This window comes from Aurantimonas sp. A3-2-R12 (assembly GCF_036016755.1).
GTDB lineage: Bacteria > Pseudomonadota > Alphaproteobacteria > Rhizobiales > Rhizobiaceae > Aurantimonas > Aurantimonas coralicida_A.
The window spans coordinates 1-11,285 of record NZ_JAYXIH010000067.1 but is presented as its reverse complement, the minus strand read 5'-3'; the positions used below and the strand labels follow the sequence as shown (position 1 = coordinate 11,285).

Annotated in this window: 9 protein-coding genes and 1 pseudogene; 5 read left to right on the top strand and 5 right to left on the bottom strand. The window is 67.2% G+C overall.

Going from position 1 to position 11,285, the window contains the following annotated elements; all coding sequences use genetic code 11:
- From VSX60_RS20905 to VSX60_RS20895, 3 genes are read right to left on the bottom strand one after another with little or no spacing between them, the layout of a single operon-like run.
- Nucleotides 1-1,242 carry a CCA tRNA nucleotidyltransferase gene (locus VSX60_RS20905; RefSeq protein WP_327626182.1) on the bottom strand — a complete coding sequence of 414 codons (1,242 nt, stop codon included), beginning with the start codon at nucleotides 1,240-1,242 and terminating at the stop codon, nucleotides 1-3.
- Nucleotides 1,239-1,868, bottom strand: a complete 630-nt coding sequence (locus tag VSX60_RS20900) for a CoA pyrophosphatase (protein ID WP_327648036.1) — start codon at nucleotides 1,866-1,868, stop codon at nucleotides 1,239-1,241. Before VSX60_RS20900 ends, VSX60_RS20905 begins: the two co-directional genes overlap by 4 nt.
- A gap of 17 nt (nucleotides 1,869-1,885) precedes the next feature.
- Entirely contained in the window at nucleotides 1,886-2,473 is a 588-nt protein-coding gene (locus VSX60_RS20895; protein WP_327626180.1) for a DUF1285 domain-containing protein, read from the bottom strand.
- Nucleotides 2,474-2,668: 195 nt separating this feature from the next.
- On the opposite strand from VSX60_RS20895, the gene VSX60_RS20890 reads away from it, so the two are divergent.
- The 5 genes and pseudogenes from VSX60_RS20890 (at nucleotide 2,669) to VSX60_RS20870 (ending at nucleotide 10,255) form a co-directional block, all read left to right on the top strand.
- Nucleotides 2,669-3,679, top strand: a complete 1,011-nt coding sequence (locus tag VSX60_RS20890; RefSeq protein WP_327626179.1) for an AAA family ATPase — start codon at nucleotides 2,669-2,671, stop codon at nucleotides 3,677-3,679.
- A 13-nt stretch (nucleotides 3,680-3,692) separates the two neighbouring features.
- Nucleotides 3,693-4,693: pseudogene (locus VSX60_RS20885) on the top strand (DUF58 domain-containing protein).
- Nucleotides 4,690-7,554 (top strand): DUF4159 domain-containing protein, encoded by a 2,865-nt coding sequence (locus VSX60_RS20880; protein ID WP_327626178.1) that lies wholly within the window; start codon nucleotides 4,690-4,692, stop codon nucleotides 7,552-7,554. Before VSX60_RS20885 ends, VSX60_RS20880 begins: the two are co-directional and overlap by 4 nt.
- Nucleotides 7,551-9,632 carry a hypothetical protein gene (locus VSX60_RS20875; protein ID WP_327626177.1) on the top strand — a complete coding sequence of 694 codons (2,082 nt, stop codon included), beginning with the start codon at nucleotides 7,551-7,553 and terminating at the stop codon, nucleotides 9,630-9,632. The genes VSX60_RS20880 and VSX60_RS20875 overlap by 4 nt, the downstream gene beginning before the upstream one ends.
- 212 nt (nucleotides 9,633-9,844) lie before the next feature.
- On the top strand, nucleotides 9,845-10,255 hold the full coding sequence (locus tag VSX60_RS20870; RefSeq protein ID WP_327626176.1) for a hypothetical protein: 411 nt from the start codon (nucleotides 9,845-9,847) through the stop codon (nucleotides 10,253-10,255).
- Nucleotides 10,256-10,323: 68 nt separating this feature from the next.
- Here VSX60_RS20870 and VSX60_RS20865 read toward each other — a convergent pair whose 3' ends face one another.
- On the bottom strand, nucleotides 10,324-10,830 hold the full coding sequence (locus VSX60_RS20865) for a GNAT family N-acetyltransferase (RefSeq protein WP_327626175.1): 507 nt from the start codon (nucleotides 10,828-10,830) through the stop codon (nucleotides 10,324-10,326).
- A gap of 83 nt (nucleotides 10,831-10,913) precedes the next feature.
- On the bottom strand, nucleotides 10,914-11,285 hold a 372-nt coding region (locus tag VSX60_RS20860; protein WP_327626174.1), incomplete at its 5' end, for a hypothetical protein.

The window sequence follows — 11,285 nt, the reverse complement described above, 5'->3', positions numbered from 1 at the left end:
TCAGAGCCGGGACATCAACGCCTCGCTGTCGAGCACGAAGCCGCTCTCGGCCCAGAGCCGGCGAAGCCGGTTCAGCGCCTCGCCCATGTCGGGGCCCGGCGCGACGCCCGCCCGTTTCAGATCCTCGCCGTTGACCGGAAATTCTGGAGGATCGAAGCGTTCAGCCGCGGCCAACTGGCGTGTCAGCGTCGCGACCGCCGTCAGCGATTGCGGCGTCCCTTCAGCCTTCGTCCGCGCCGCCGCGAGGCCAAGGCGCAGCCGGTCGACGATCGACGATCGATCGCCAAAATAAAGCCGGGTGCGCAACGCCGCCTCGCTCTCGTCCGGCCGCACCGGCTCGGCGTGGGCGAAGGCAACGATACGATCGCGCTCGGCGTTGGAAAAGCGCAGCCGCTTGGCCATTTCGGTGAGCCGCGCGGCATCCGGCGGCACGATGGCTGCCAGCCGCAGCATCGGATCGGCATCCCAGCCGAAGGCCCGCTCGGCATCGACCAGCGGATGAATGGCGTCGATGCCCCAGCGTTCGGTCTCCGGCAAAACGGCCGTCAGCACCCCGGTCTGGCGCATCCATAACAGCGCGCGCGACGGGTCGGGCGCTGAAAGGAGCTTGCGCAATTCCGACCAGATCCGCTCCGGCGAAAGCCCCACCAACCCGTCCTTCAGCCGCGTCGACGCCCTGATTCCTTCGGCGTCCGGCCGGCCCTTGCCGTAAAAGGCGAAGAACCGGAAAAATCGCAGGATGCGCAGATAATCCTCGCGAATGCGTGTCTCGGCGTCGCCTATGAAGCGCAGCGTCTGGCTGGCGATATCGGGAATGCCGCCCACGAGGTCGACGACGGTTCCATCCGCCTGGCAATACAGCGCGTTGATGGTGAAGTCCCGGCGCTCGGCGTCGGCCTGCCAGTCGCGGCCGAAGCTGACGGTAGCGCGGCGGCCATCGGTTTCGATGTCCTTGCGCAGCGTCGTCACCTCGTAGGCCCGCTTGGGCGTGACCACCGTCACCGTCCCGTGCTCGATGCCGGTCGGCACGGCGCGGAAACCCGCCGCCTCGACGCGCCGCACCGTCTCTTCGGGAGCGGTGGTCGTCGCCACATCGACATCGCTGACCGGCTGATCGAGGATCCAGTTGCGTACCGCACCGCCGACGACGCGCGCCTCCTCGCCATCGCGCGACAGCGCCGACAGCAGTGATTGCAGCGACGCGGACGTCAGCCAGGGCGCGTCGATCGTCGTCACGGTCATGCATAAAGCCTTTCGTAGAGGGTGCGAATGATGCCGGCGGTGACGCCCCAAATGAAGCGCTCGCCGAAGGGCATCACATAGTAGCGACGCTCGGTGCCTTGCCAGATGCGGCTTTCCTGGCTGTGATTGGCTTCCGTCATCAAGAATTCGAGCGGCACCTCGAACACATCCTCGACCTCGGCCGGATTGGCGAGGAGACGGAATCCCGGCCGCACGATCGCGACGACCGGGGTGATGCGAAAGCCGGAGGTGGTCAGGTAGCGCGGCAATTGGCCGATCGGCTCGACATGGCCCGGATCGAGGGCGATCTCTTCGGTACTTTCGCGAATTGCCGCAGCTTCCGGCGAGGCGTCTTCGGGATCGACGGAGCCGCCCGGAAAGGCGATCTGGCCGGAATGTTTGCGCAGATGGTCGGCGCGCTTGGTCAGGATCACCGTTGCGCCGTCCGCGTGCTCGACGACAGGAACGAGAACCGCCGCCTCGCGCGCCTCGGCCCGCTCCATCAGTTGGACAAGATCGGGATTGAGCAGATGGTCGCCGTATTCACGGGTTTCCTCGGCGATCCACCCACGCCGTTCCATTCGCGTGCGCATATCGGCGGCGGTATATCGGGGTTGATGTGACATGTTTCCTGGCATCGTCGTCATATGTCGTGCGCCTCGGCCGGGATGTCGAACAGAGCGCCGCCCGAACGGACGCCATGGCGGCCGCTACCCTCGGCCACCGGCTCGATGAAATCGGCAAGCTCGAACGCCAGTGCCCGTGTCAGCCGCGCCTCCAACCGGCCACGCACCGTGACATAGGGTCGAAATTCGCCGTTCTTGCCAATGGCGAAGCGCAGCGGGTGTTCGATATCCCCTTCGACGACGTCGCCGACATTGGTGCGAAAGGTCAGGACCGGTTCGCCGTCCCTGACTTCCCGGCTCATTTCGACCGCGTGAAAGTGTGCGTCCTCGACGCTAATCCCCAGCTTTTCAACCGGCGTCACGAGATAGGTCCGGCCATCCTCGTCCTTGCGCAGCACGGTGGAGAACAGCCGCACCAAGGCCGGCCGGCCGATCGGCGATCCCATATAGGTCCAGCTTCCGTCGGAGCGGATGACCATGTCGATGTCGCCGCAATAGGCCGGATTCCACAGCTCGACGGGCGGTGCTCCCTTGCCGGCACGCTCGGCGCGGGAGATGAGTGCCGCAAGGCTGATGCCGCCGGCATTCGATGTCGCCTCTTGCATGTTTCTCCCCTTCCGCGGCAATCGGTCCCATATAGGAGCCGGTCTTATTTTGGCCGGGCTTCGCAGTCACGAAATAGTTGCGGGCGTCCTGCTTGCCATGAGCGGCGGGAGCCGTTTCCATGTTACGATTCCGCCGCGGCTACGCGCCCTCCCCGACGCGGCGCCCAGCGACAATTCCTCGACGGAGAACTCCTGATGACGATGATGCAGCCCCAGGAGGCGACCCTCAGCAACGACGCGGTCATCGCCATGGCGGAAACCGCGCTCGCCGATATCGCCAAGGTGCGCGAGTCGGTCGGCCGGGTCATCTTCGGCCAGGAAAGCGTCGTCGAACAGAGCCTCGTCGCCATTCTCGCCGGCGGCCATGCGCTGCTCGTCGGCGTTCCGGGCCTTGCCAAGACCAAGCTCGTCGACACGCTCGGCGTCGCCCTTGGCCTCGACGCGCGGCGGATCCAGTTCACGCCGGATCTGATGCCGTCGGACATCGTCGGCACCGAGGTGATGGACCAGGACGAGACCGGACGCCGGTCCTTCCGCTATGTGAAAGGGCCGGTCTTCGCCCAGCTCCTGATGGCGGACGAAATCAACCGCGCCTCGCCGCGCACCCAGTCGGCGCTGTTGCAGGCGATGCAGGAATATCACGTCACCGTCGCCGGGGAGCGCCACGATCTGCCGGCGCCGTTCCATGTTCTCGCCACACAGAACCCGTTGGAGCAGGAGGGCACCTATCCGCTGCCCGAAGCCCAGCTCGACCGCTTCCTGATGCAGGTCGACGTCTATTATCCGGATATCGCGGCCGAGCGCCGCATTCTGTTGGAGACGACCGGCAACGACAACCAATCGGCCGAGGCGGTGATGACCGCCGAGCGCCTGCGCGAAATCCAGTCGCTAGTGCGCCGCATGCCGGTCGCGGAGAGCGTCGTCGAGGCGATCCTTCAGCTCGTGCGGTCCGCGCGTCCGGGCAATGGCAACAGCCACGCCGATACGCATGTCGCCTGGGGTCCCGGCCCGCGCGCATCGCAAGCGCTGATGACCTGCGTCAGGGCGCGGGCGCTCTATGACGGGCGCCTCGCGCCGTCCATCGACGATGTCATGGGGCTGGCCGAACCGATCCTGCAGCACCGCATGGCGCTCAACTTCTCGGCTCGCGCCGAGGGCATGAGCGTGCGCGACGTCATTGGCGCGCTGAAGCGCGACGCGGCGTAAGGCGGCCGCAAGCATGCCGATCGGCTCACCCGTCGAACTCACCAAAGCGCCGGAAGCCCTTGTGCGGGCACGCCAGCGCGCCGCGCTGATGCCCGACCTTCTGGTCGAGGCACGGCGCGTCGTGGCGACGGTGATTTCCGGCTGGCACGGTCGGCGCCGGCGTGGCGTCGGCGAGAATTTCTGGCAGTTCCGCCCCTTCGTCGACGGCGAACAGGTCTCGNCGGTCGGCGCCGGCGTGGCGTCGGCGAGAATTTCTGGCAGTTCCGCCCCTTCGTCGACGGCGAACAGGTCTCGCGCATCGACTGGCGGCGCTCGGCCCGCGACGACCATGTCTATCTGCGCGACCGCGAATGGGAGGCGGCCCAGACCGTCTGGCTGTGGGCCGACCCGTCGCCGTCGATGCGCTACCAGTCGAAGGGCGCGACGGTCTCGAAGGAATCCCGGGCGCTGGTCATCATCCTCGCGCTGGCTGAGATCCTGGCACGCTCGGGCGAGCGGATCGGTTATCCGGGGGTCATCGACCCGATTTCGGCACGAAACGCCGCCGAGCGGATCGCCACCGCTCTGCTCAACAGCCGGCCGGACGATCCGTTCCCGCCCGACGACCGGCTGAGGCGCTTCACCGAACTCGTCATCGTCAGCGATTTGCTTGATCCGGTCGACGACCTCGTCGCCCGTATCGACCACATGGGCCGACGCGGCATCAAGGGCCACGTAATCATGGTCGCGGACCCGGCCGAGGAAGTGTTTCCGTATGTCGGGCGCACCGAATTCCGCGATCCGGAGACCGGGGCGAAGCTGACCGCCGGCCGCGCCGAGACCCTGCGCGACGACTACACCACGCTCTACAAGGCGCGGCGCGAGCACATCGCCGAACATTGCCGGCGGCTTGGCTGGAGCTTCATCGCCCACCGCACCGACCGGCTGGCCTCGGAAGCGCTGGTCGCCGTCCACGGCCGGCTGAGCGGCGTGCCGCAGGTCATGGGACCGCGAACGAAGGAACCGGCGGCATGATCGGCGGCCTCGCCCTATCCTTCGGCGCACCGCTGGTGCTGTTCGGACTTCTGGCGCTACCGGTGATCTGGTGGCTCCTGAAGCTGACCCCGCCGCGTCCGCAGACCGAGACCTTCCCGCCCCTGCGGATCTTGCAGGAGATCCTGAAAAGCGAGGAAACGCCATCGAAGAGCCCGTGGTGGCTGACGCTGCTGCGGCTGCTGCTGGCTGCGCTGATCATTTTCGCGCTCGCCGCCCCGACGCTGAACCCACGCGAAAGCCAGCTGTCGGGCGACGGGCCGTTGACGCTGTTGGTGGACAATGGCTGGGCGAGCGGCGGCGACTGGGACGCGCGCCGCACGGCGGCCGAAGGCCTGATCCGCGAGGCGGGAGACGCCGGCCGACCGATTTCCCTCGCCTTCACGGCGGAAGGCCCGAGCGACGATGCGACGCCGGTCGAGGCGGCAACGGCGCTCGAACGGCTGGCCGCCGCAGCACCGCACCCGATCCCCACCGACCGCGCAGCGGCGGCCGAACGCATGGCGACGGCGCTCGCCGGCAACAGCGCGGGCTCGCTGGTCTTTCTCGCCGACGGGCTGGACAGCGCGGAGACGGCGTCGGCGGCGCGGACCCTGGCGGCGCTAGCCCCCAGCCAGGCGATCGTCTATGCCCCCGGCATCGAGGGACTCGTCGGGCTGACCGGCGCCGACAACTCGACCGAAGCGCTGGTCGTCACAGCCGTGCGGCCGGCCGGTGGCCCGGAAGCGAGGACGTTCGCCTTGCGTGCCGTCGATGCGCAGGGCCGCGAGATCGGCCGCGCGCCACTGGAATTCGCCGCCGGGGCCGCTGCTGCCGAAGCGCGCTTCGCGATCCCGGTGGAATTGCGCAACGATATCGCCCGGCTGGAAGTGGACGGGGCGAGCGACGCCGGCGGCGTGCGGCTGGTCGACGACAGTTTCCGGCGACGCCGGGTGGCGCTGGTGTCGGGCGAATCCGCCGACGTCGCGCAACCGCTGTTGTCGCCGCTCTACTACATCACTCGCGCGCTGGAGCCCTACGCCGACCTCGTGCGGCCTGACAGCGCGGACCTAGCTGAGGCCATTCCATCGCTTCTGGAGCGTCGGCCCTCGGTTGTGGTTCTGGCCGACATCGGCGTCCTACCTGAGACCGCTGAAACCGCCCTGCAAAAATTCGTCGAGGACGGCGGCTATCTGGTGCGCTTCGCCGGGCCGCGGCTGGCGGCGACGACCGGCGAAGACCCGCTGGTGCCGGTGCGACTGCGCACCGGCGAACGCCAGCTCGGCGGGGCCATGTCCTGGTCGGAGCCGCAGAAGATCGCGCCGCTGGCGGCCGAAAGCCCGTTCGCGGGGATCAAGGTGCCCGATGACGTCACCGTCACGCGGCAGATCCTCGCCGAACCCTCCGTCGACCTTGCTGACAAGACCTGGGCGAGCCTTGTCGACGGTACGCCGCTCGTAACCGCCGAGTCCCTCGGCGCCGGAACGATCGTGCTCTTCCACGTCACCGCCGAGGCAACCTGGTCGAACCTGCCGATCTCAGGCGCCTTCGTCGACATGCTGCGCCGGATCGTCACCCTGTCGCGGGCGAGCGCGAACACCACCGACGGACGGACGGCGGCCGACAGCCTGCCGCCTTATCGCATCCTCGACGGTCAGGGGCGTCTGGTGGGTCCGGGCGCCGACGTGCAGCCGCTGCAGCTCGTCGCGGACGGACCGCAGCCGGTGACGCTGCAAAATCCGCCGGGTCTTTACGGCACCGAGGACGGCTATATCGCCCACAATCTCTTGCCGGCGGGCACCGAACTGAAGCCCCTGCCCCCGCTCGATCTCGGCGCGCCGGTGCAGACGCTCGGCTATGGCGGCGAGGACGCCGTCGATTTGACGCCGTGGCTGTTCGCCGCCGCGCTGGTGTTGTTCGCGCTCGACGCACTGGCGCTGTTGTGGCTGAACGGAGCGTTCTCGCGGATTGGAACGACACTCGCCAAACGCCGCTCGGCCGCGCTGCCGGTGATCGCCCTTGTGGCGGCCGTGGCGCTCGCCGCTTCCATTGACCCCGGACGGGCACAGACTGCCGAGACCGGCGCACCGGCCTCGATCGACCTGCCCTTCGACGTCGAAAAGGCGATCGAGGCCACCGAAACCACCCATCTCGCCTATGTCGAAACCGGCGATGCAGCGACCGACGACATTTCCCGCGCCGGCTTGTCCGGACTGAGCCAATACATCGCGGCGAAGACCGCGCTGGAGCCGGGCGATCCGATCGGGGTCGACATCGCCGCCGACGAACTCGCCTTCTATCCGATCATCTACTGGCCGATCGATCCCGCCGCGCCGATGCCGGATCAGGCGGCGGTGAGCCGGATCGACGCCTATATGAAACAGGGCGGCACCGTGCTCTTCGACGTCGCCGACGACACGCTGGCGGGCCTGTCCGGCGGCGGCGTCTCGGCTGGCCAGCGGCGGCTGCGCGACATCCTCGCCGATCTCGACATCCCGCCGCTGGAGCCGGTGCCCTCGGATCACGTGCTGACCAAGGCGTTCTACATCATGGGCGATTTCCCAGGTCGGCACACCGGGTCCGAGCTGTGGGTGGAATCGCTGGTGCGCGACGCGGACGGGGCCTCGCGGCCGGCGCGCGGCGGTGACGGCGTCTCCTCGATCATGATCACCGCCAACGATCTCGCCAGCGCCTGGGCGGTCGACGCACAGGGCCTGTTCCTGTTTCCCACGGATTCGTCCGACCCCTCGCAACGCGAATACGCCTACCGGGCGGGGGTCAACATCGTGATGTATGTGCTCACCGGCAACTACAAGGCCGATCAGGTGCATGTGCCGGCGCTGCTGGAAAGGCTCGGCCAATGACCTGGTCGATCGACTTCGCGCCGTTCTTCTCCTGGACGGTGATCGCCATCCTGGCGGTGCCGGCGGTGCTTTTGGCGCTGGCGCTGATCTTTGCCCGAATGCGTGGCGCAGTCATTCGCATCCTCGCCATCGCCGCGCTGTTGCTGGCGCTGCTCAACCCGGTCGTCCTGCGCGAACAGCGCGACCCGTTGAAGAGCGTCGTCGCGCTCGTCCTCGACCGCAGCCAGAGCCAGACCATCGGCGAGCGCACAGCGCAGACCGACGCGGCCGAGGCGGCGCTGAAGGCGAGTCTCGCCCGCTATCCCGAGTTCGAAGTCCGCACCGTCGAGGCACGATCGGGCAATGCGCCGTCCAGCGACGCGACCACCGCGCTGTTCGGCGCGCTCGCGGGCGCGCTCAAGGACGTTGCGCCGGCGCGGGTGGCCGGCGCGATCATGGTCACGGACGGCCAGATCCACGACATTCCGGCCGAAGCGCAGGCGCTCGGCTTCAACGCGCCGGTCCATGGCCTCGTCACCGGCCGGCCGGACGAGTTCGACCGCCGCATCGAGGTGACGACCAGCCCCCGCTTCGGTCTCGTCGATGAGGACCAGCGCCTGCGCTACCGGGTCATCGAAGAGGGTCCGAAAGCCTCGGACGCGCCGGTCGAGGTGCAGATATTCCTCAATGGCGACCTGATCGCCCGCGAGCAGGTCCGCCCCGGCAGCGAGGCCGAATTTACCTTCCAGTTGCCGCGGTCAGGCAAGAACATCCTGGAACTCTCCGCCGCGCGTGATCCCGACGAGATCACCCCGGTCAACAACCGGGCGATCGCGGTCGTCGACGGCATTCGCGAGAATTTGCGGGTGCTGCTGGTTTCCGGCGAACCGCACGCGGGCGAGCGCACCTGGCGCAACCTGTTGAAGTCGGATGCGGCCGTCGATCTCGTCCATTTCACCATCCTGCGCCCGCCCGAAAAGCAGGACGGCACGCCCATCGACCAGCTGTCGTTGATCGCCTTCCCGACCCGCGAACTGTTCGTCGAAAAGATCGACGATTTCGACCTGATCATCTTCGATCGCTATCAGGAGCGCGGCGTGCTGCCGGCGCTGTATTTCGACTACATCGCCCAATATGTCGAAAACGGCGGGGCGATGCTGATTGCTGCCGGGCCGGAATATGCCGGCAACGAAAGTGTCGCGACCACGCCGTTGCAGGCGGTGCTGCCGGCGATGCCGACCGGCGGCATCGAAAAGAAGGCGTTCTATCCGCGAATATCCGACCTCGGCCGCAAGCACCCGGTGACGCGGAACCTGCCGGGCTCGGACAGCGAACCGCCGGACTGGAGCCCGTGGTTCCGTTCGATCGACGTCGGCGAACCCGAGGGCGAGACGGTGATGAACGGGCCAGACGGCAAGCCGCTCCTCGTCCTCAACCGGGTCGAGGAAGGCCGCATCGCGCTGCTTCTGTCCGATCACGAATGGCTGTGGTCGCGCGGCTTCGAGGGCGGCGGCCCGCATGTGGCGCTGTTCCGCCGCCTTGCCCACTGGCTGATGAAGGAGCCGGAGCTGGAGGAAGAGGCGCTGGACGCCGAGGCGCGCGGCTCCGACCTTCTCGTCACCCGCCAGACGATCGGCGAGGCGCCCGGACCCGCGACCGTTTTGACGCCGTCCGGCGAGGCGGTCAGCGTGCCGATGGAGGAAGTCGGCGCCGGCCGCTACGAAGGTGTGCTGGAGACCGACGAACTCGGGCTGTTCCAGGCCGCCAATGGCGACCTGCGCGCTCTGGCCAATGTCGGGCCGGTCAATCCGCGTGAATATCGCGAAGCGATCTCGACGACGGAAAAGCTGGAACCGATCACTGACGCGACGCGCGGCAGCGTCCGCCGGCTGGCCGGGGCGTCCGGCGACATCGATGTACCGCGCATCGTGCCGGTCAGCGGCAGGGCGGATGCCGATGGCCGCGACTGGATCGGGCTACGGAAGACCGAGGAGACCGTGCTCAGGGGCGTCGACCGGACGCCGCTGTTCGCCGGCTTCCTCGGCCTGGCGGTGCTGCTCCTGGCACTCTCGGCGACCTGGTATCGCGAAGGGCGGTAGGCCTCCTCTGCGAGGAATCAAATGCCCCCAGCAAGGGTGGACCCGACCTGTCGGACGCCGGCTCGCTTGATTTTTGCGCAAATTCCACGAAAACTTACGCTGCGGCAGAACGCTGCGACTGCTCCCGGGGCCGACCTGACCCCGCGACGGCAAGGGTAGCAGTCCGATCCATCTCGGCTTGCTCCGTCGGCAAGCCCTCTTGCGAGAGGCCGATGAAAACGCTTCTAGCCGCCGCCGGCCTGTTGGCGGTATCGTCAATTTCCGCTTACGCCCAACAGGCCGGCGAAGGGCTTCCGGGGACCGACATTCTGCCTGAGGGCACGATCCAGGTGTCACCGGTGATTCCCGGCATGGGCGAGCACTGGGCCAATCCGGGCGATCTTCCGCTCGGTCCGATCTACTGCGTTCACGAGGGCAAGGTCGTCTGCCTGGAATTCATGATGTCCCAGGAGGAGTTCAGCGCCGGAAAGTCCTGGACCGACCTGTCCGGGGTCCCTGGAATGCCGCCGGTGAACCATATCAATATCGGCTTCGAGGCCAATGGCCATGAGGGCTTCGAGGTGCCGCATTACGACATGCATTTCTATTTCATCGACCCCGCCGAGCAGAAGGCGATTCAATAGGTCGATGGCTCGTGCCGGCGGTCCGAAGCGCTCACGCGGCGCGTCGGACCGCCGCAGTCGGGCTGCGATCAAATGCGCTGCGGCCCGACCCGTCCCGAAACGCCTTCGAGCATGCCTTCCAGCAGAGCCAGCCCGAGCAAACGCGCCGGATCGACCGGCCCCGGCATCAGCACCGATCCGCGCTGAAGCGGACGATAGCCGAGCGGCGCGTAATAGGGCGGATCGCCGACCAGGATGATCGACCCCTCGCCCTTTTCCCGCGCGGCCTCGGCGGCGAGGCGCATCAGCGCCCTGCCCGCGCCGCGGTTCTTGAAGGTCGGACGCACGGCGAGCGGTCCCAGCATCAGCGACGGAGTCGCCCCAATCGCGATCGGCGTCAGCCGGACCGATCCGATGATCTCTTCTGCAAACAGGGCGACAAAGGAGAGCGCCCGGTCGTGCGGTGCCATCTCGCGGACGCGCTCGGCGGCACGCGCGAAGCGACCGGGCCCGAACGCCTCGTCGGCGATCGCGTCGATGGTCGGGTCGTGGTCGGGGTGCTCCGGCAGATACCGGACATCGGAGAGGTGAAACATCGGAAGAGAACCAGTTCGGGCGGACGATGGCGCCGCACGCAAGGCTCCCAATACGATTGGGGAAATCCGGCGGACGACGGCGGTCAATGCGCTGGGGCGCGGACCTTTACTCGTCGTCGGCGAAGGATCATCGGGTTCACTCCTAGTGCGCCGTGCGTCCATCCGGACGCACAAAGGGCGCTCTGCCGCTTTGATTGAGCATCGGAATGATCCAAAAACCGGATTCCCAATTTTGGTCCGATGCTCTCGGGAACGATGGTCGCATTAGCATTGCCCGCGAACGAGGTCCAGCGACGCGTCCCGTCTCCATTGACGCTGCGTTGCACTCGGCGATCCTTGCTCCAGGCACTAGAGCATCCGGCGAATAATTTGAATCGACGGGTTCCCATTTGATGTTCGGTTTGATTCTCTGTGAGCAGGAGGTGCTTCATGGGAAAGGCTGTTTCATCAGATTT

Coding starts and splice junctions, on each gene's coding strand:
- VSX60_RS20890 (WP_327626179.1), top strand. CDS start 2,669: ATGACGATGATGCAGCCCCAGGAGGCGACCCTCAGCAACGACGCGGTC.
- VSX60_RS20865 (WP_327626175.1), bottom strand. CDS start 10,830: ATGTTTCACCTCTCCGATGTCCGGTATCTGCCGGAGCACCCCGACCAC.
- VSX60_RS20900 (WP_327648036.1), bottom strand. CDS start 1,868: ATGTCACATCAACCCCGATATACCGCCGCCGATATGCGCACGCGAATG.
- VSX60_RS20870 (WP_327626176.1), top strand. CDS start 9,845: ATGAAAACGCTTCTAGCCGCCGCCGGCCTGTTGGCGGTATCGTCAATT.
- VSX60_RS20880 (WP_327626178.1), top strand. CDS start 4,690: ATGATCGGCGGCCTCGCCCTATCCTTCGGCGCACCGCTGGTGCTGTTC.
- VSX60_RS20875 (WP_327626177.1), top strand. CDS start 7,551: ATGACCTGGTCGATCGACTTCGCGCCGTTCTTCTCCTGGACGGTGATC.
- VSX60_RS20905 (WP_327626182.1), bottom strand. CDS start 1,242: ATGACCGTGACGACGATCGACGCGCCCTGGCTGACGTCCGCGTCGCTG.
- VSX60_RS20895 (WP_327626180.1), bottom strand. CDS start 2,473: ATGCAAGAGGCGACATCGAATGCCGGCGGCATCAGCCTTGCGGCACTC.